Genomic DNA, 19,684 nt, shown 5'->3' with positions numbered 1-19,684 from the left:
CAATAATCAATAGTTCCATAATAACTGACTACTGACCACTGACCACTGACCACTGACCACTGACTATTAGGCCGACTCTGGTTTAGGTAAAGAAGAAGGATGTACTATTAGTTCAGCAGTAGAACGTTTTTCCACCATTTCCTTAGTGATAGTACAGCGAGTCACATCCTTACGAGAAGGTAACTCATACATCACATCCAGCATTAACTCTTCCACAATACCGCGTAAAGCCCGCGCCCCAGTTTTGCGCCGATAGGCTTCTTGAGCGATCGCTCGCAACGCATCTGGTTTAAAATCTAACTGAACATTATCCATGTTTAGTAGTTTTTGGTATTGCTTCACCAAAGCACTGCGTGGTTCAGTCAAAATTGCCATCAGTGCCTCCTCATCCAGAGGATCTACCACAGCCACCATGGGAATCCGCCCAATAAACTCAGGAATCATGCCAAATTTCACCAAATCATCCGGTTGCAGATGACGTAATGTATCAGCAGCGCGTTTTTCCTTAGTTTGAACATCTCCTGGTTGCACAAAACCGATTGACTTTTTGCCAACTCTCTGGTCTACAACCTTTTCCAAACCTACGAAAGCACCACCACAGACAAACAAAATATTGCTTGTGTCAATTTGGATACAATCTTGGTATGGGTGCTTACGTCCGCCCTGGGGAGGCACATTAGCAATAGTTCCCTCTAACATTTTCAGTAAAGCTTGTTGTACCCCTTCCCCAGAGACATCTCTGGTAATGGAGGGATTTTCACTCTTGCGGGCGATTTTATCAATTTCATCAATGTAGATAATGCCTCGTTGAGCCTCTTCCACATCTAAATCTGCCACTTGCAACAGTCGCAACAAGATATTTTCCACATCTTCCCCTACATACCCAGCTTCCGTTAGGGTTGTAGCATCAGCCACAGCAAAGGGAACATCCAGAATTTTGGCGAGAGTTTGTGCCAATAGCGTTTTACCGCAACCAGTCGGTCCAATAAGTAAAATATTAGACTTTTGTAGTTCTATAGCATCATCTGCCTCAGCTTTGGCACTGCCTTTAGACTGAAGAATCGCCAGTCGTTTGTAATGATTGTAAACAGCCACAGATAACACCTTTTTGGCCTCATCTTGGCCAATCACGTGTTCGTCTAAATAATTTTTAATCTCTCTCGGTTTAGGGATTTGATTAAACGAGAGACTAGACGAATTTGTCCGCCGCTTTTCAGTAGTTTCTGATTTTTGCGCCGGTGGTGATGCTGCGGCTGTATTGGTATCCAGCAATTCCTCATCGAGGATTTCATTACACAAGTCAACGCATTCGTCGCAGATGTAGACTCCCGGCCCTGCGATTAATTTACGTACTTGCTCTTGGGACTTGCCACAAAATGAACATTTTAAATGGGAGTCGTACTTAGACATATCAGCCTCTTATTTCAGAATGATGACTTTTTACCCTGCTGTGGGAAGATTTTGTCTAGAAATGACCTGATCGATCAAACCATAATTCTTCGCCTCTTCTGCTGACATGAAAAAGTCGCGCTCCGTATCAGCTTCGATTTTTTCTAAGGGTTGACCAGTATGCTTGGCCATTAATTGATTTAATTCACCCTTAATATAAAGAATTTCTCGCGCTTGAATTTCAATGTCAATGGCCTGTCCTTGAGCGCCACCTAGGGGTTGGTGAATCATAATCCGGGAGTCAGGTAAAGACATCCGCTTTCCAGCAGTTCCAGATGTTAATAAAAAAGCCCCCATGCTCGCGGCTAGTCCAAAACAGATAGTTACAACATCAGGACGTATTTGTTGAATTGTATCATAGATTGCCATACCTGCGTAGACAGAGCCACCAGGAGAATTAATGTACAATTGAATGTCCTTTTCCGCGTCTTCAGAATCGAGGAAAAGTAATTGGGCAACAATGGAATTAGCTACAACATCATCTATGGGCGTTCCTAAAAAAATAATCCGCTCACGGAGTAGACGGGAGTAGATATCAAATGCCCTTTCTCCCATTCCAGATTGTTCTACTACCATTGGCACAATATTACTAGAGGTACTTAAATTGCCTCTAGTACCGATAGGACTCAAGCTGTTGATTGGGTAATTCCCCGACTGCGATACAAGCATACTAGAATATTTAACAATAAATGGAATGAAATTGTGAACTGTTAACCATTATGGCAGAATTGTCAGTGGTCAGTGGTCAGTGGTCAGTTGTCAGTTGTCAGTTGTCAGTTGTCAGTTGTTAGGAGGTAGGGATGGTAGGAGTAAAATAACTTTTACCCATTACCCATTACCCATTACCCATTACCCATTACCCATTACCCATTACCCATTACCCATTACCCATTACCCATTACCCATTACCCATTACTCAGGATTACTGGTTTCTTCTTGCGGAACTACTTCAATGCTTTCTGCTTCTGAATCAGGTACTTCTGTAGGAGTTAAAGAACCTGCCGCTACTAGTTCCACAGATGAACGTTCTAGTAACCAATCAAAAATCTTTTGAGTTAAAAGTTCTTCTTTGACAACTCCACGCAGTCTAGCTTCATCCAAGTCTTGATCACTATACTCCGCCATCAATTCTGCGACTCTAGCTTGCACTGCTTCGGCTGCCACTTCAATAGATTCGCGCTTGCCAATTTCTTGTAAGGATAGAGAACGTTTGAGACGCTCTATCGCTTCAGGCTTGGATCTATCCCGTAATTGAGGAATAATTTCTTGGGTAAATAGCTTTTTGACATCTATCCCCTGTTCAGACAACTTCATGGCGGTCTGTGACAGCATGGCATCAATCTCTTGGTCAATAAATGTTGTCGGTAAGTCTATTTCGACATGATTCAGCAATTCTGTTGCTAAAGCTTCTTGCTGATTGGTTTTGGTTTTATCTGCGGCTTCTTTTTGATACCGTTCTTCTAAGGATGCTCGCAACTGATCTAATGTCTCAAAGTCACTAACTTCTTGGGCAAAATCGTCATCCAATTCTGGTAGTTCTTTGGCTTTAATTTCTTTGAGTGTGATGGTAAACAAAGCAAGTTTACCAGATAATTCTTCGTTGCCGTAAGGATCTGGGAACTGAGCCGATACTTCCTTGGTTTCTCCAGGGTTCATGCCCACGATACCCAATACAAAACCGGGAATAAACTTATCTTCTTGTAGCTCAACTTGAAAATCAGTTCCTTCGCCACCGGGAATTGGTTTTGGTTCGGTGTCAGGATCATCACCTTCACTCTTGGCAATTACACCCTTAAAATCAATCACTGCCATATCACCGATTTGAGCAGCGCGTCCTTCCACAGGAACTAACGTAGCTAACTTTTCTCTTTGTGCTTCAATAACGGTATCTACTTGGGTAGGATCATATTTGATTTCTTCCGCTTTGGCTTCTAAACCAGTGTATTGGTTCAACTGGATTTCTGGAATTACATCCACAGCAGCAGCAAAAATCAGGGGTTGTCCTGGTTTATAATTGATAATCAAATCATCAAAAGAAGAGCGTAATTGAGGCTGACCAATGGCGGTAATGGCTTCTTGTTTAATTGCTTGCTCAATGCCTTCTTGAATGATTTCTTCCAGGGCGGTGGCTTTGACACGAGTGTCGCCGATACGTTGGATTAATACTTGCCGGGGGACTTTGCCTTTGCGAAACCCAGGAATATTTACAGTCTTACTTAAATTTCTAATGACTTGCTCGTATTTTTGTTGGGTAATTTCTGGTGTGATTTCTATTTCCAAACCAACTTGACTGGCGGGAAGTTTTTCCTGGGTAACTTTCATGCTTTATTTCTATTTTTCTGGTATTTTAATGTGCTATATAAATACTAGACAAGTCTAGACATTTACTTCTACGGGCTATGGGATTATTTATCCCGATTTCAGCTTAGGCTCTATCTTCAAGACGCGATCATCTTTTGAATAAATGTTATTCAGACATAAATGCGTTTGAATATCCTTTAGCAGAGATCCAGTATACTGCAAAAAGTAAAGGACTGAACACTTTATGATATTCTTTCAACATAGCAGCCCTAGTTTCGGTAACATAACTTTACAGGCAGGGCTTCTCGGAAATACCTAAATGTTTATCGCTCTTCGGTTTCTTTTTTTTTGCAGTTTGCTGTATAATAGAATATTATACGATAGTGTGGTATTATAACCTTATTACTATAACTTACCACGACTGCAAAACTAGGATATCACTTAATTTTAACTGTAATATAAACAATAAAATTTCAAATTCCCCAATAGCCATCAAAAATTGAGATATAATCACAAAAATATGTAAATTTTACTATTTAAAATCTACTGTTGAGCGGAACAACACAAACAATTGATTTTTTAAGTTGTCCTGAAAATAAAAAGTGCTAATTACCTCTTAAAGGAGGAGTGAGTTTGTCTAAGTCCTATCGTGTAGCTATTTTGGGAGCAACTGGTGCTGTAGGTACTGAGTTGCTAGAATTACTAGAAAGCCGAAATTTCCCCCTAGCGGAATTAAAATTGTTGGCATCAGAACGCAGTGCGGGAAAAATATTAAGATTCAAAGGAGAGGATATCCCGGTTGAGGCGGTGAGCGATCGCAGTTGGGAAAATATAGATATAGTCTTAGCTAGTGCTGGGGGTAGCATATCCAAAACTTGGGCGGGGATAGCTGTGCAAAAGGGAGCAGTGGTAATTGATAATTCCAGTGCTTTCCGCATGAATCCGGATGTCCCTTTGGTAGTCCCAGAGGTAAATCCCCAAGCCGCATTTACTCACAAAGGAATTATTGCCAATCCCAATTGTACAACGATTCTCATGTCTTTGGCAGTGTGGCCATTACATCAAGTCAAACCAGTGAAAAGGATCGTAGCTGCTACCTATCAATCTGCTAGTGGTGCCGGTGCCAAAGCAATGGAGGAAGTGAAAATCCAAAGTGAAGCTATACTACAAGGAAAGCAACCAGTAGCGGAAGTCTTACCTTATCCATTGGCATTTAATTTATTTACCCATAATTCTCCTTTAACAGCTTGGGGATATTGTGAGGAAGAAATGAAAATGGTTAACGAAACCCGCAAAATTTTTGGTAGTCAAGAAATCAGAATTACCGCAACTTGTGTACGGGTTCCCGTACTCCGCGCCCATTCTGAAGCCATTAATCTAGAGTTTGAAACACCTTTTGATCCAGACGAAGCTAGAGAAATTATCAGAAAATCACCTGGTGTGAAATTAGTGGAAGATTGGCAAGCAAATTATTTTCCCATGCCCATAGATGCTAGTGGTAAAGATGAAGTTTTAGTGGGAAGAATTCGCCAGGATATTTCCCATGATTGCGGTTTAGAATTATGGCTATGCGGCGACCAAATCCGTAAAGGTGCAGCCTTAAATGCTGTACAAATTGCCGAATTATTAGTCATTGGTCAGTAGGGGCGCAGGGCCTGCGCCCATTCATTGGTTACTGGTCATTAGTCATTGGTCATTGGATAATCAAAAACAAACAACAGTCAACAGTCAACCGTCAACAGTCAACCGTCAACAGTCAACAGTCAACAGTCAACCGTCAACCGTCAACAGCCAACAGTCAACAGTCAACCGTCAACAGTCAACTGTCAACTAACAAATTAGGAGAGAAAAGAGTGTGGGAGATTTTGGAATAATTGTAACCGCTATGATTACACCGTTTAAAACAGACGGTAGTATTAATTATGATGTAGTTGCCAAACTAGCAGATTATCTAGTTAACAACGGTACAGATACATTGGTGGTATGTGGAACAACAGGGGAATCCCCAACCCTAACTTGGGATGAAGAATACCAATTATTTATTGAGGTATTGCAAACTGTATCAGGTAAAGCTAAAGTAATTGCTGGATGTGGTTCCAATAACACCCAAGAAGCGATCGCAGCCACTCAAAAAGCGGCTAAAATAGGAGTGCATGGTTCTTTACAAGTAGTTCCCTATTACAACAAACCACCCCAAGCTGGATTATATCAACATTTTCAGGCAATAGCACAATCCTGTCCCGACCTGCCCATGATGTTGTATAACGTTCCTGGACGGACAGGTCAAAACCTCAGTGCAGAAACAGTTGTAAAGTTGGCAGAAATTGAGAACATTGTTGCTATTAAAGAAGCCAGTGGTAACTTAGATCAAGTGAGTGAAATCCGGCGCTTGACACCAAAAGAATTTCAAATTTACGCTGGAGATGATTCTTTAACCCTGCCCATGTTAGCGATAGGCTCTCAAGGTATAGTCAGTGTAGCTTCTCATTTAGTGGGTAATCAAATCCAATCAATGATTCAAGCATGGAAAATGGGGAAAACTCAAATTGCTACCGAGATTCATCTACAACTGTTCCCATTGTTTAAAGCTTTATTTTTAACTACAAATCCTATTCTTGTAAAAGAAGCACTAAAACTGCAAGGTTGGGAAGTAGGTTCACTTCGTCTACCCCTATGTGAAGCTGATACAGATGTATCTAAAAAGTTAGAGTCGGTCATGCAAAAGCTGAATTTAATCTAAGCAACAATAGGTGAGTGATTTATAAATAATGTGTACAAATTGTTATTAGCCTATTATCTTAACACTTGTGCTACAACTGAACAATATAAAAATCATTCAGTTTGATGTAAACGAAATTAAATAGGACTTTATAGAAGCTGAATTTAAATATAAATTTGGTCATTTCTTTGATACAAGAAACCAAACTATCAACTGATTCACAACAATCTCCAGGAGAACATGGTTAAAAACGAAGCTAATTCCGCTCTCAAAATTATCCCTTTAGGCGGCTTACACGAAATAGGTAAAAATACTTGTGTTTTCGAGTATGAGGACGAAATTATCCTCTTAGATGCAGGATTAGCCTTTCCTACAGAAGCAATGCACGGGGTAAATATTGTATTACCTGATACGACTTATCTGCGGGAAAATAAGCACAAAATCAAAGGCATGATCGTCACTCATGGTCACGAAGATCATATTGGTGGGATTGCTTTTCACTTGAAGCAATTTGATATTCCGGTGATTCATGGACCAAGACTAGCAATGGCGATGCTAGAGGGTAAATTGGAAGAAGCAGGAGTAAGAGATCGCACAGAATTAAGAACAGTTCTCCCCCGTGATATGGTGAGAATTGGTAAACATTTCTTTGCCGAATATATCCGCAATACCCACTCTATTGCTGATAGTTTCACTGTTGCTATTCATACACCACTAGGCGTAGTTATCCACACCGGAGATTTTAAAATTGATCATACTCCCGTGGATGGTGAAAAGTTTGACTTGCAACGTTTAGCAGAACATGGCGAAAAAGGCGTACTTTGCTTATTGAGTGATTCCACTAACGCAGAATTGCCAGGATTTACACCTTCCGAACGGTCTGTTTTTCCCAACCTTGACCGAGAATTTTCTCACGCTACTGGACGCTTATTTGTCACAACCTTTTCTTCCAGCGTCCATCGCATTAACATGATTTTGCAACTAGCAAGAAAACATAATCGTGTTGTGACGATTGTAGGGCGTTCCATGTTGAATTTAATCGCCCATGCCCGAAATTTAGGCTATATCAAGTGTGAAGATAGCCTTTTCCAACCGTTGCATACTGTTCGGGGAATGCCAGATGAGAGAGTGTTGATTTTAACCACTGGCTCTCAGGGTGAAAGAATGGCAGCAATGACAAGAATTGCCAACAAAGAACACCCCCATATCAAAATTCGCAAAGGAGATACGGTTCTATTCTCCGCTAACCCCATTCCTGGTAACACAATTGCAGTGGTTAATACCATTGATAAATTGATGATTCAAGGGGCAAAAGTGGTCTATGGACGAGATAAAGGGATTCACGTTTCTGGACATGGCTGTCAGGAAGATCAAAAGCTGATGATTGCCTTAACTCGTCCTAAGTTCTTTGTGCCATTTCACGGTGAACATCGGATGTTAGTCAAACATTCGGAAACTGCTCAAAGTATGGGCATCCCAGCGGAAAATATGATCATTATCCAAAATGGGGATGTCATAGAGTTGACAGAAACTTCTATCCGCGTGGCTGGGAAAGTGGCATCTGGAATTGAATTGGTGGATACTTCTAGTTCTGGCATGGTTAGTTCTAAGGTATTAGAAGAACGCCAACGCATGGCTTCTGAAGGAACTGTAACTATTGCTGCTGCTATTGATTGGAGTGGTAAGTTAATGGCTAAACCAGAACTTCATATGCAAGGTGTGGTGACAAGTATCGAGCGATCGCTCTTGCAAAAATGGGTACAACAACGCATTGAAGAAATTCTCGGCGTTCGTTGGACTGAGTTTTCTCCCCTCGAAGGACAGCCAGCAGATACAGATTGGGGTGGATTGCAGGAAACTTTAGAGCGGGAGTTGGCGCGTTCAATGCGGAGAGAGTTGCAATGTCAACCTGCTTTGACTCTGTTAATGCAAATCCCTGAAGAACCTGCTGTGAAGGTTTCTGATGGGAGAAGACGACGCACTCGTTCTACTGCTGTAGCTTCTTAAGAGACTTCCAATTAAAAAAATATCCCAAAATTTCTTGTGGTGCGGGCATCTTGCCCGCTAATAATATCAGGAGGGAACCAGATGCCCATCCTACAACATTGGATAATCTTTTTTGTGTAGTTCTCTAAAGATTAGCTCACGCAAAGGCACAAAAACGCAAAGTTGTTTTTTAGCTTCTTTGCGTTTTTGTTTGGAAGTCTCTAAGAGGACTCCATAAAAAAAGATTATCCAATCTTGTGGGATGAGCATCTGGCCCCTCATGATATTATTAGCAGGCAAGATGCCTGCACCACAAAAGAATTTGGGATATTTTTTGTGTGGAAGTCTCTAAGAATAAGGTTTGACTACTCTTTTACTAGAGATCTATGTATGACTACAGAACCAATGTTAGTCGCACCTGCTACGGACAATAAGTAGGCAATGGGATTTAAGCCTAAAGATAGAGTTAGACTTAAGGTAAGGGGTGTAAATATTAGGGTTATGGTGTCATTGAGAAAGCCAGCCGAGAGGACTAAACCTGGATAGGTTAAAGATAAAAGCACTATAAATGGCAAGTTTAGTCAAAATCACGGTCTAGATTTAGCTATTTGCGAATATTTTTATTAATCTCAATTATTGGTAATTATTGCTATAATAAGTTTTGTTGCAGTTAAGAGAAATCATGTCTAAAGGCAGATGTCCTCACTACAATTTTAACTGTGTTACGTTAGTAGTGAGATTGAATAAATCAAGTATTGTTTTTTGGGAAATTGGGATCTGAGTGACGTATTAACATATAGATTCAATCATAGGAAGCAGTTAATTACAACTTTTACATAATTCCCGTAATCATACTGTTTTTTTGTTCAGGTTCTTGTCATATTATATATTCATCAATAAGGTGAATACCCTCATAAAAGAAGAGGAATTACCGTGAAAGTATCTAAAAATATCAAGAAAAATATTTTCTTAACAAGTTGGATTTGTTTACATCAAGTGGAAGCTAGTGAAGCTGATATTACTCCGCTGCACTATGTGGCAATCAAGCCTTTTTGGAATTTTTTGCGCCCTTTCCGAAATTGGCTAGATAACATCCAAGTAAGCGATCGCCAATTAGCTCATCGCCTGTGTAAATACATTCCGGCTCAGTGTCCATTTGAGCGTGATGTCAAAGTTTTTGGTAAAACACTATTTCACATTCCCCCAATGTGTAAACTTAATCCTTTATACGAAGAAGTAGTAGGTTTGCGATTTAGAGCGATGTGTTATCTGGCTGATACCTGTGGCGAAGATATTTCCCAGTATTGCTAATGGGTAATAGATAAGAGTGAAAAATTTTACAACTGATTAATAACTGGGCGAATAACTGGGCGCAGGCCCTGCGCCCCTACTGACTAATTCTTTTGAAGTTGCCATTTTTGGATAGCATCCTGGGCATCTTCATAAGCAATCGTTATTTTTGGGACTAATGTAGCGGTGGCGATAGCGGCGCTAAAATCTCCTTGAGTGGCACGGATTTTAGCTAAATTTAAAATTTTTTCACTCCATTGATTAATTGATGTTTGGGCAATTTCAAACCCAGGTTGTCCTTTTGGGATTTTTTTAGCAACTTCGATAGCGCGATTATAGGTAGATGCTTGTTCAGGAATTATTAAAGCTTTAGCTGCATCTAAGAGAGTTTTATTACTTGTATACTGCTTGGCTTCTAGTTGCAATTTTTGAATAGCTGTTTGAGCTTGAGAATAAAGTGGCTCTTTTTTGGTAATTAACTGAGTAGTTGCTATAGCAGTTTCATATTTTCTTTGTTTAGCTTGTGCCTGTGCTAACTCTAAAATCATTTGACACCAAACCTGAATATTTTCCTGAGATTTGGCGTATAGTGGTGCGTCCGGTGGAATTCTCTGAGTTTTAGCGATCGCAATACTTAAATGACTAGGTTGAGTAGGGACAAGAGACATTTTTTTTAGCTCTAAAATCGCTTGATTACGTTTATTAGAGTCTGTATTTAAACTAATTTTAGCATTACTAGGATTTTGAGGAATAGGAAATATTTGGGGAAATTGAAATTTGCTAGTCCTATTAATAGATACTGTTTTTGATAAATTTTTAAACCGAAAACTGTCGGGATTACGGAGTAAAAATGTGGCAATTAAACCTACTACCACCATAGTACCGCCGCCCCAAATCATAAATTGCTGCCAAATTGGTGGCTCAGACTGATCTGAAGGATAGGTGCCGGCTGTGGTGAGATTGGGAATAAATCTACCTTTTGACTGAGATTGTGGGGAAGTCGCTAAGGTGTGATTGCTTTCAACAACTGACACTGAGACTGTCGGGAGTGCTAAATGTTTCTCAATTGTGATCGGGCTTAAAGTAGTCTTGACTGAGGCATTTTCTCTCCACCAAGCTTTGTCTGTATTGCTAGAGGCGCTATTTTCTTGAGGGGGTAAGGTACGGTTAACAGCAAAACTTTCGGCTGGGAAAATTAGTGCTGCTGAGTTTTCATCTAATGTCAACGTGGGGAGAATAACTGGCTGGGTCGAGGGAATCACAGTGATAGGGTTTTGCACCGGCCGCCAGTGGTGTTGACAAAGTTTAGGGGTAAGATAACTCAGATAAGCGGCTAAATCGGAGAAGTTGTATCCTTTTCCCGAACCCAAAGCTTCTAATAATGCTGCTGTGAAGAAACCGTGACCTAATTCTGTGCTTTCATGGGCAAATTCTTCGGGTTGACAAGAAATAATTGCCCCCATTTGCAGTTCTTGAGCTAATTCAATGATTTCTTGGCCTACGGGTGCATCTGCTTGAGTCCCAAAAGCGCGGTTAATATCAAAGATGAGTAAGATATTGAGTCCGGTAACTTGGAGACTCTGCATGAGCGATCGCACTTCTATACCAGTTTCGGGAACTTGATCAGGATTTCCTGCGACTGGCATTAAATAATCTTGTTCTTTGTAGTTAACTCCATAGCCACTAAAGAACAACCACAAACAGTCTTCTGGCTGCCAAAATGTGGCTGCTAATCCTTCTATCAACGAGAGAATATTTTCTTTTGTTGGATAGGAGGATTGTTCTCCTATGGGGGGTGAAGTGTTTGTCATTAACAGGCATTTTTCGGGTAAAAACCCTGCTTGTGACAATAGAAAGTCTCTGATTGCCTCGGCATCGGCTTGAGCGCAACTGAGAGGTTGAAATAATTGATATTGATTAATGCCGATGGCGATCGCCCAGTAATTTACCATCCCGCTCTTTGTCGGTTGTTGTTTGCCTGAAATTGCTGTTAGCATGGGGCGTTAACCACAAAGCTAACTTATTTTTTAGAGACTTCCAAATAAAACAATATCCTAAATTATCTTATGGTGCAGGCATCTTGCCTGCTAATAATACAAGGACAGGCAGGATGCCCATCCCAGAAGATTGGATTATTTTTTTTGTGGAGTTCTCTTATAGTTTAGTTAACGTTCACTTATTGCTGAAATTAGTTGTAGTTTATACAACATAAATAATCGTAAAATACTTGCACTCGATTTCCATGATCGATTACTCAGGAGCTACAAGTTTATGTTCAGAATTTATACAAAACAACCATTTTCAGTGATCCCCTTGGCATTTATGAGCCAAATTAGCAAAAAAATCTGGATTTTTCAGAGTGGAATTTGGCTATTACTAGCAGTTCCTTTATGGTTAACAACGGAAGCGATCGCTCCGCAAATTGTGCAAGCTTACACTGCCAGAGTAGATGTACTGATAGACCGTTTACCAGAGGAAAACTATGAAACAGTGCTGAGAAGGGCAGAAGCTGCTGCTAGAGCTACAACTCAACGGAGCTTTGACCAAGATATTTTAGTAACAGAAGTATCTGTCATTATTTCAGCACAAAATCAGGGAGCGATAGCACCAATCTTATCATTAGATGTCAGTCGTCCTCAATGGAAAGAACGCCCCGATCCCCAAAGTTGGACAACTTATTTCAAAACAGCCCGCTTTTTACTGTTATTTGACCAACAGTTGACCACCACTCCAGCAGCAGCTACAACGCCAGCCTCTAATCAGCGATAATTTGGATAACAGTTCTTTTGATAGTTCCATAATGTCAATTGATCGCTTAGAATAGGAAGGTTGTCAAGAATTACGATATACCGCTGTCATGGCTGTTCCTAAGAAGAAAACATCAAAATCTAAACGAGATAAACGCCGCGCTACCTGGAGACATAAGGCTGTTGTTGAAGCGCGAAAAGCTATCTCCCTCGGTAAATCCATTTTAAGTGGTCGTTCTAACTTCGTCTATCCGACGACTGAGGAAGAACAAACAGAAGAATCTTGAAGAAGAATTCAGGAGTCAGGAGTCAGGAATCAGGAGTCAGAATCAATCAGTGGAGGATTCTGACGCAGGACTGATTGAATACCACCGAATCTACGATTTGGTGGTGGTATTAAGCCCGATTATCCATACATTATTCGTACAAAATTCATTCTGACTCCTGACTCCTAATATCTTAAATGCCAAGGATTTTTTTCAAAAGCGATAATTTACCCTGATAGGGTGCGTATCGCCAATTTATATCCCAGGGAAATGAGTTTTGCAAAACACTTTTATAATGGGAAAAAGTGTCAAAACTAGCTTGACCGTGATAGCTACCTATCCCACTATCACCCACACCCCCAAATGGTAAGGAAGAAACACCAACCTGCATTACGGTGTCATTAATACATATTCCCCCAGATGATGTTTCCTGTAAAATGCGTTTTTGCAAGTTTTTGTTTTGGGAAAATAAATATAAAGCCAGGGGTTTTGGTCTAGAGTTAATTAAGGTAATAGCTTCATTGATATCTGTATATTCAATGATTGGTAAAATTGGCCCAAAAATCTCCTCCTGCATAACAGTATCTGTTAAAGAAACATTTTTCAGAAGAGTGGGAGCAATATAAAGTTCTTCCGGGTTAGTTTCTCCACCAATAATAACCTCACCACATTTGAGAAAATTAGTTAATCTGTCAAAATGCTTTTGATGAATAATTCTGGCATAATCTGGACTTATAGCTGAATTTTCACCATAAAATTCTTTTAAACATTTTTGCAAAGCATTTACTAAATCTGGTTTGATTTTTTGATCTACCAAAAGATAATCAGGAGCTATACAAGTTTGTCCAGCATTAATAAATTTTCCCCAAGTAATGCGTTTGGCAGTATGTTCTAAATTAATATCTGTATCAATGATACAAGGACTTTTTCCTCCTAATTCCAAAGTAACTGGAGTCAGGTGTTTTGCAGCAGCTTCCATAACGATTTTACCAATGGCTGTACCACCAGTGAAAAAGATGTGATCAAATTTTTCTGCTAATAGCTGTTGACTAGTTTCTACTGCTCCAGGGACGACTGCAATATATTCTGAAGAAAAGTATTTATGAATAAGTTCTGTGATTAAATTGGAAGTATGAGGCGCAAGTTCCGAAGGTTTAATAATGGTACAATTTCCCGAAGCGATCGCCCCAACCAAAGGTGAGATAATTAACTGAAAGGGATAATTCCAAGGGCCAATAATTAAGACTACTCCTAACGGTTCTGGATATATCTTTGCCGAATAGGGAAACAAGTTTAAGGGAACGGCGGCTTTTTTTGGTTTTGTCCAATTATTGATATGCTTGAGGGCATAATCAATTTCTTTAGTCACACCAATTTCTGTAGCGTAAGTTTCAAATTCTGGTTTATGTAAATCTGCTTTTAATGCCTGGATAATTAGTTCCTTATTCTCAATTACTAATTGTTTTAGTATTTTGAGTTGGGCAATCCGAAAGGTAACATCCTTAGTTTTACCAGTTTGAAAAAATTGCCGTTGTTTGGCAATAATCTCGGCGCATTTTGATAATTCGTTAGTAATCATTGTTAACCAAAGCTTAAAGTCTGTGGTTTAATATTATATATTAACCTCTCATTAGCATTCACAAATTATGGATTTGTCCAATTTTAGTACACTACAAAATCTAGAATCAGCCTTTGGTGGGGAATCAATGGCAAATCGCAAATACCTATTTTTTGCAGCGGTAGCACGTAAACTAGGGTTTTCCGATTTAGCGAAACTTTTTAAAGAAACAGCAGATCAAGAAACTGAACACGCTTTTGCCCATTTTGAGTTATTACATCCAGAACTTGTAGTGAAAGATGCAGCAGTTTTAACTGATGAACAAAAACGGGAAATTATCTCTCGTTGTTTATCTTTAGCGATAGAAGGTGAAACCTATGAATACACTACAATGTATCCTGAATTTGCTGCTGCTGCTGCCAATGATCGAGATGATCCCGCAGCCGAAGAATTTCTCAAACAAGCTCAAGAATCTAGTGATCACGCTAACACATTTCGCACCGCAGCCCATCGGTTTGGATTGCTCAAATTCATTGAAAATTATCACGCAGATCGCTACACTGAAGCTTTAGAAGTATTAAATGGTGGAGAGGCAGTCACCAGAGTTGCGGGTGAAGATCCGCAAACTCAAAAATGGGTTTGTAGACAATGCAGTATGATTTATGATCCTGTTACAGGTGATCCTGATTCAGGAATTGCCCCAGGTACAGCCTTTGCAGATATTCCTGACGATTGGAGTTGTCCGATTTGCGGTGCAACCAAGAAAACTTTTAAACCCCTTGAGGAGAAAGTTGCCGCTTAACTACTGATGATCCCTTTGCGGTGCAACCAAGAAAACTTTTAAACCCCTTGAGGAGAAAGTTGCCGTTTAACTACTGATGATCCCTCTTCTTACGATAATGTATAAAACATGGAAGAGGGATTGCTGTAGTTAGGACAAATATGCTGCCAAAAATCAGAAAAATATACAGACTGGAAGAATATTCCCAAGAAAACATCCTGTATCATTCAGTTGCGCCAATTATGGCTATATTCTTCAGTTTGTTTGCTAACTGGCCATCAGCTTGTTTTTGTTTATTTATCGGTGTATTTATTAGTCTTTTAGTTTTAGATATTGATAATTGTCATGAAGTATTAACAATTAGTTTTAATTCTTCACGTCGTCGCATTACCTTACAACAACGGAATTTATTTTCTCATGGAGTGATTGAATTACCCCTAGATGAAATTGAAACTGCACTGATTAAATCCCGTAATTCTGCCTTTAACTTAAAAAATAGATTTGGGAAAAATATCCAAATAGAGAATCAGTTTTACTGGATTGTAATAGTTTTAAATTCCGGCAAATCTCTTCGCTTGACTTATTATGATACTACCCTGTTTAATTGTAAACAACAAATAGTTGATTACATTATATTTCTCCAAGAAAATTAATGAATTAATGCTCCGCGAACGCTCCTATATCCCTCCGGTCCCGTCAGGGATAGGTGGTTCAGTACGGGCGTATTGCTATACGCCCCTACTGACTCGGTGACTCCTAGTACCCAAAAAAAAGAGAGTGGGAGGAGGCATTACCAAGCGCCTTTCTCTCCCACTCTACCATTTGCTGCTGAAGCGATTAGGAATTTTATTAATACAGACGAAAACCGCTAATTAGGGGGGTAATTTGCAGGTTAACGATAACGTCTATACTTAGCAGGTATTCCTATGCAGCAAATACTAATTCTATTTAATTCTGAGACAACCTCTACAAGAGGGTGAAGTTAATTGATTCAGCCTCTTAACCGCTCTCTTGTTTGCCCTTGTCTTTATATAATTTATCCTGGTTCGTTTCATCATGGTTGCCAATTTGGCATTTCTTTTAAAATTTTTTATTTGTTCATATCTAACAGTTTTTTAATCTATATTTTCCGGGAATAATTAATAGGGGGTCACACCCATCATCCCTAATATGACTTAATCTTACAGGTTTTCAAGGCATTTAATTTACGACTATAAAACCGATTTTATCATACTTTGATCATGCAAAATCAAGGTTTTAAGGATGAGGGGTGAAACCCTTCATTGATTCACTAACTGTATTCTCTATCTAGGATTTTTGGCTATCAAGTTAAATTGTTAAACCAATTCCTCCAGTCGCAAAATCAATCACGGTTTGATCAGAAAATTCATGGGTGGCTATGGCTGTCAACATTGGTAAAGGTAAGGTGAGATGATTCGCACCGGCTTGAAGAGACGCGGCTGCTTCCGCTGGTGACTTGATACTAGCTGCTAAAATTTCCACATCACTGCCCTTGAGAATGATGGCCATATCTCGTACCAAGGCAATACCGTCTCCTAATAAGCGTTCAGCACGATTCACATAAGCTATGGCGATTTTTGCCCCCGCTTCCTTGGCAATTGCAGCTTGTGTGGGGCTATAAATACCAGTAACGGAACAGGTGATTTCTGCTGATAGTATGGCTACTACCTCAAATCCTAGGGGTGTGGCGGGTATTTTCAAGATGGTTTGAGAACCAATTATTTGAAAAGCTTTTCTACCTTCAGCTATCATTTTCTCTTGTTCTGAAGCGAGGAGTTGATAATATACCGGGCCTGAAGTTAAGGAAACTAATGTTTTCAGGGTGGTTTCTGCTGGGGTGTTAGCTTGCGCTAATAATGTGGGGTTGGTGGTGATACCTTTTACCCAACCCCATTTTTTAACGATCTCGGCTTCTGCGGTAATAGCTGAATCTAAGTAAAGTGCCATATTTATCCTCGTAAGAACTTATGAAGATTACAGCACTTCCCGATGTTATGAGGTACATGAACCCCACCCCCTACCCCCTCCCCGCTTGCGGGGAGGGGGCTAAGATGTACCTCATAAGAGCGCAAACCGCTGTAAGTAGGTGAACAGAAAAATTTAAAGGTATGTAAAATCTAGTTTAAGATGTTGCCATTCTCATGAGCGATATTTAGGAAGAAAAAACATATATAAACCTTGGCTTTTGCACTTTTTCCATAATGCCTAAACTTCTCAACAGCGATGTTACAGCACTTCCCGCTGTTATGAGGTACATCATAGCCCCCTCTCGAAGAGCGGGGAGGGGGTTGGGGGTGGGGTTCATGTAACTCACTCAATCAAGAACCGCTGTATCTTTACACACCTTTGTTTTTTTGTTCACTTACTTACTATAACTGAAGAAGATAATTGCCATTATTTATTTTTCTTATTCTCCAAAAATCAGAAAAGTTGTCCTCATGATCAGCAGATTAATCAAATTACATCCAAACTTCATTTACCGATATCTTCATTCCATAGTTCCGGGTTAGTGGCAATAAAATCACTCATCAATTGTTCACATTCATCTAAATTTAAATCTATGACTTCCACACCATGAGATACCATAAACTCCTTAGCACCAGGAAAAGTTTTTGATTCTCCAGCAATTACTTTTTTGATGCCAAACTGGACTACAGCACCAGCACACAAATAGCACGGCATTAGTGTTGAGTATAGTGTTGTGCCTCTATAATTACCAATTCTGCCCGCATTACGGAGGCAATCAATTTCCGCATGAGTAACAGGATCAGCATCTTGTACGCGCTTATTGTGTCCTCTGCCGACAATTTTACCATCCTTCACCAAAACAGAACCAATAGGAATTCCCCCTTCTTGTCTACCCTGTTGAGCTTCCAAAATTGCCGCATTCATAAATTCGTCCATTTGTCAATGCTCCTGATATAAAAAAACAACTAATATAAATGTTTGCCTGTGGAAAAGCTGTGGAAAACCTATCCTCAATTTTTACAAAATAACAATACTTCATAAAACTGACAAATAATAAAATCAATTTTTCCCCAGATTTTCTGCAAAAAGTTGGATTTTTACCGCAATCTTAAATAAAAATTAATCATTTATGATATTTATCTTAAAATTTAGACTGAATAGGAGAGATTTTAATTTCATAAATTAGTTTCTTGGTTGTGGAAAACATCAAGGAAATTAATTCTATTTTTGCGAACGAGTGGCCATTTGAATGCGATCGCTCAATTGGTGTAAAGTTTGAATTAAACTCTGATCACTCTCTCGTAACTGGGTAATTTTCTCACAACTATACATCACTGTTGTATGGTCTTTACCACCAAACTCCTCACCTATTTTCGGTAAACTCAAATTTGTAAGCTGTCGCATTAAATACATTCCTATTTGTCTAGCCCAACTAATTTCTCGACGACGGGAATTACTCTTTAAGTCTTCAATAGAAACATTCAAAGCATCTGCGACTATCTTTAAAATTATCTCTGGAGTCGTTTCTATTTTCTGGCTAGGAGTCCCTAAAATCGGGGCCAGATTTTCCACAGTCATAGGTAAACCCCAAATAGAAATATAAGCCAAAGCCCGAATTAACGCTCCTTCCAACTCACGAATATTAGAAGTACAATTAGTGGCAATATATTCAACCACTTCCCGTGGTAAGCGAATATTTTCATACTCAGCTTTTTTCTGCAAAATCGCCATTCTTGTTTCTAAATCAGGCGTTTGAATATCCGCAATTAGCCCCATAGAAAACCGTGAACAGAGCCGCTCTTGCAAACTGGGAATTTGATTAGGAGGACGATCTGAAGCAATTACAACTTGCTTACCCGCCTCATGTAAAGTATTAAAAGTATGAAAAAATTCTTCTTGAGTATATTCTTTCCCCTCCAAAAATTGAATATCATCAACTAACAACATATCAGCAGCCCGATAATGTTCTCGGAAACTTTGCATACTATCTTGACGAATTGCAGTAATTAAATCATTGGTAAACTGCTCCGTAGACACATAAAATATCTTAGAATTAGGACAGATTTCCCAGCGATAATTACCAATCGCTTGCATTAAGTGAGTTTTCCCCAAACCCACACCACCACATAAAAACAACGGATTAAATTCCCTCCCTGGATATTCTGCCACAGCTAAGGAAGCCGCATGAGCCATGCGATTATTAGCACCAACAACGAACCGAGAAAAAACATATTTAGAATTTAAATCTGAAGTTTTTTGGTTATTTATAGTGGCATTTGCCAAAATATGATTTATTGCTGGTAAATTTCCCCCCAGTTCCTGTTTCCCCAAAGAAGAAACTTCCTCATCTTCAACTACAGTAATATAAATTTCTATTGGATAACCCACAATATCTTGGACTACATTAGCAATAGTATGAATGTAATACTTCTGAAGCCAATTGCGAGCAAAAGGATTAGGAGCATATATTACCAAGCAGTTGTTTTCTAGTTGCTGTGCTTTAGCTGTCTTAATCCAAGTTTCAAAGGTAGGAGGAGCTAACTCTAACTGTAAACGCTCTAATACACGATTCCACAAACCATCTATGGGAATTTCCAT

At 39.5% G+C, this 19,684-nt stretch carries 16 protein-coding genes; 8 read left to right on the top strand and 8 right to left on the bottom strand.

Features of this window, described 5'->3' with window-relative positions; genetic code table 11:
• Nucleotides 1-66: 66 nt before the first annotated feature.
• The 3 genes from clpX to EZY12_00070 all read right to left on the bottom strand — a co-directional run bounded on the left by clpX (nucleotide 67) and on the right by EZY12_00070 (nucleotide 3,771).
• Nucleotides 67-1,410, bottom strand: coding sequence for an ATP-dependent protease ATP-binding subunit ClpX (clpX, locus tag EZY12_00080; GenBank protein ID QSX68165.1), 1,344 nt, complete (start codon nucleotides 1,408-1,410; stop codon nucleotides 67-69).
• 30 nt (nucleotides 1,411-1,440) lie between these two features.
• The gene (gene clpP / locus EZY12_00075; protein QSX68164.1) at nucleotides 1,441-2,118 is read right to left on the bottom strand and encodes an ATP-dependent Clp endopeptidase proteolytic subunit ClpP; all 678 of its coding nucleotides are present in this window, start codon (nucleotides 2,116-2,118) and stop codon (nucleotides 1,441-1,443) included.
• Between the two features lie 243 nt (nucleotides 2,119-2,361).
• Complete coding sequence (locus EZY12_00070) at nucleotides 2,362-3,771, bottom strand: trigger factor (protein QSX68163.1); 1,410 nt, start codon at nucleotides 3,769-3,771, stop codon at nucleotides 2,362-2,364.
• 612 nt (nucleotides 3,772-4,383) lie between these two features.
• Here EZY12_00070 and EZY12_00065 point away from each other — a divergent pair.
• The 4 genes from EZY12_00065 (at nucleotide 4,384) to EZY12_00050 (ending at nucleotide 9,766) form a co-directional block, all read left to right on the top strand.
• The gene (locus tag EZY12_00065) at nucleotides 4,384-5,394 is read left to right on the top strand and encodes an aspartate-semialdehyde dehydrogenase (protein QSX68162.1); all 1,011 of its coding nucleotides are present in this window, start codon (nucleotides 4,384-4,386) and stop codon (nucleotides 5,392-5,394) included.
• A 211-nt stretch (nucleotides 5,395-5,605) separates the two neighbouring features.
• Entirely contained in the window at nucleotides 5,606-6,490 is an 885-nt protein-coding gene (gene dapA / locus EZY12_00060) for a 4-hydroxy-tetrahydrodipicolinate synthase (GenBank protein QSX68161.1), read from the top strand.
• A gap of 219 nt (nucleotides 6,491-6,709) precedes the next feature.
• Nucleotides 6,710-8,476 (top strand): ribonuclease J, encoded by a 1,767-nt coding sequence (locus tag EZY12_00055; GenBank protein QSX68160.1) that lies wholly within the window; start codon nucleotides 6,710-6,712, stop codon nucleotides 8,474-8,476.
• 912 nt (nucleotides 8,477-9,388) lie between these two features.
• On the top strand, nucleotides 9,389-9,766 hold the full coding sequence (locus EZY12_00050) for a Mo-dependent nitrogenase C-terminal domain-containing protein (GenBank protein ID QSX68159.1): 378 nt from the start codon (nucleotides 9,389-9,391) through the stop codon (nucleotides 9,764-9,766).
• An 83-nt stretch (nucleotides 9,767-9,849) separates the two neighbouring features.
• Here the strand turns inward: EZY12_00050 and EZY12_00045 are convergent, their stop codons facing one another.
• Nucleotides 9,850-11,697 carry a caspase family protein gene (locus EZY12_00045; GenBank protein ID QSX70454.1) on the bottom strand — a complete coding sequence of 616 codons (1,848 nt, stop codon included), beginning with the start codon at nucleotides 11,695-11,697 and terminating at the stop codon, nucleotides 9,850-9,852.
• Nucleotides 11,698-12,016: 319 nt separating this feature from the next.
• Between EZY12_00045 and EZY12_00040 the strand changes: the two genes are divergently transcribed.
• Both EZY12_00040 and EZY12_00035 read left to right on the top strand, forming a co-directional pair.
• Nucleotides 12,017-12,514, top strand: coding sequence for a hypothetical protein (locus EZY12_00040; protein ID QSX68158.1), 498 nt, complete (start codon nucleotides 12,017-12,019; stop codon nucleotides 12,512-12,514).
• 88 nt (nucleotides 12,515-12,602) lie between these two features.
• On the top strand, nucleotides 12,603-12,779 hold the full coding sequence (locus tag EZY12_00035; protein ID QSX68157.1) for a 50S ribosomal protein L32: 177 nt from the start codon (nucleotides 12,603-12,605) through the stop codon (nucleotides 12,777-12,779).
• A 172-nt stretch (nucleotides 12,780-12,951) separates the two neighbouring features.
• Here the strand turns inward: EZY12_00035 and EZY12_00030 are convergent, their stop codons facing one another.
• A complete protein-coding gene (locus EZY12_00030; protein ID QSX68156.1) occupies nucleotides 12,952-14,337 on the bottom strand; it encodes an aldehyde dehydrogenase in 1,386 nt (461 codons plus the stop codon).
• Nucleotides 14,338-14,404: 67 nt separating this feature from the next.
• On the opposite strand from EZY12_00030, the gene EZY12_00025 reads away from it, so the two are divergent.
• Both EZY12_00025 and EZY12_00020 read left to right on the top strand, forming a co-directional pair.
• Nucleotides 14,405-15,118: a rubrerythrin family protein gene (locus tag EZY12_00025; GenBank protein QSX68155.1), complete on the top strand. Its 714-nt coding sequence runs from the start codon at nucleotides 14,405-14,407 to the stop codon at nucleotides 15,116-15,118.
• A 140-nt stretch (nucleotides 15,119-15,258) separates the two neighbouring features.
• The gene (locus EZY12_00020) at nucleotides 15,259-15,750 is read left to right on the top strand and encodes a hypothetical protein (GenBank protein QSX68154.1); all 492 of its coding nucleotides are present in this window, start codon (nucleotides 15,259-15,261) and stop codon (nucleotides 15,748-15,750) included.
• 676 nt (nucleotides 15,751-16,426) lie between these two features.
• On the opposite strand, the gene EZY12_00015 is transcribed toward EZY12_00020, so the two are convergent.
• From EZY12_00015 to dnaA, 3 genes are all read right to left on the bottom strand, one after another.
• On the bottom strand, nucleotides 16,427-17,065 hold the full coding sequence (locus tag EZY12_00015) for a transaldolase (GenBank protein QSX68153.1): 639 nt from the start codon (nucleotides 17,063-17,065) through the stop codon (nucleotides 16,427-16,429).
• 525 nt (nucleotides 17,066-17,590) lie between these two features.
• Nucleotides 17,591-18,022 (bottom strand): nucleoside deaminase, encoded by a 432-nt coding sequence (locus EZY12_00010; protein QSX68152.1) that lies wholly within the window; start codon nucleotides 18,020-18,022, stop codon nucleotides 17,591-17,593.
• A 285-nt stretch (nucleotides 18,023-18,307) separates the two neighbouring features.
• Nucleotides 18,308-19,684, bottom strand: a complete 1,377-nt coding sequence (dnaA, locus tag EZY12_00005; protein QSX68151.1) for a chromosomal replication initiator protein DnaA — start codon at nucleotides 19,682-19,684, stop codon at nucleotides 18,308-18,310.

Source organism: Dolichospermum sp. DET69, from assembly GCA_017355425.1.
Classification (GTDB): domain Bacteria; phylum Cyanobacteriota; class Cyanobacteriia; order Cyanobacteriales; family Nostocaceae; genus Dolichospermum.
The sequence above is the reverse complement of the archived record's forward strand: the minus strand, read 5'-3'. Positions and strand labels throughout refer to the sequence as shown.

Coding starts and splice junctions, on each gene's coding strand:
- clpX (QSX68165.1), bottom strand. CDS start 1,410: ATGTCTAAGTACGACTCCCATTTAAAATGTTCATTTTGTGGCAAGTCC.
- clpP (QSX68164.1), bottom strand. CDS start 2,118: ATGCTTGTATCGCAGTCGGGGAATTACCCAATCAACAGCTTGAGTCCT.
- EZY12_00070 (QSX68163.1), bottom strand. CDS start 3,771: ATGAAAGTTACCCAGGAAAAACTTCCCGCCAGTCAAGTTGGTTTGGAA.
- EZY12_00055 (QSX68160.1), top strand. CDS start 6,710: ATGGTTAAAAACGAAGCTAATTCCGCTCTCAAAATTATCCCTTTAGGC.
- EZY12_00045 (QSX70454.1), bottom strand. CDS start 11,697: ATGGTAAATTACTGGGCGATCGCCATCGGCATTAATCAATATCAATTA.
- EZY12_00040 (QSX68158.1), top strand. CDS start 12,017: ATGTTCAGAATTTATACAAAACAACCATTTTCAGTGATCCCCTTGGCA.
- EZY12_00035 (QSX68157.1), top strand. CDS start 12,603: ATGGCTGTTCCTAAGAAGAAAACATCAAAATCTAAACGAGATAAACGC.
- EZY12_00030 (QSX68156.1), bottom strand. CDS start 14,337: ATGATTACTAACGAATTATCAAAATGCGCCGAGATTATTGCCAAACAA.
- EZY12_00025 (QSX68155.1), top strand. CDS start 14,405: ATGGATTTGTCCAATTTTAGTACACTACAAAATCTAGAATCAGCCTTT.
- EZY12_00020 (QSX68154.1), top strand. CDS start 15,259: ATGCTGCCAAAAATCAGAAAAATATACAGACTGGAAGAATATTCCCAA.
- EZY12_00015 (QSX68153.1), bottom strand. CDS start 17,065: ATGGCACTTTACTTAGATTCAGCTATTACCGCAGAAGCCGAGATCGTT.
- EZY12_00010 (QSX68152.1), bottom strand. CDS start 18,022: ATGGACGAATTTATGAATGCGGCAATTTTGGAAGCTCAACAGGGTAGA.
- dnaA (QSX68151.1), bottom strand. CDS start 19,684: ATGGAAATTCCCATAGATGGTTTGTGGAATCGTGTATTAGAGCGTTTA.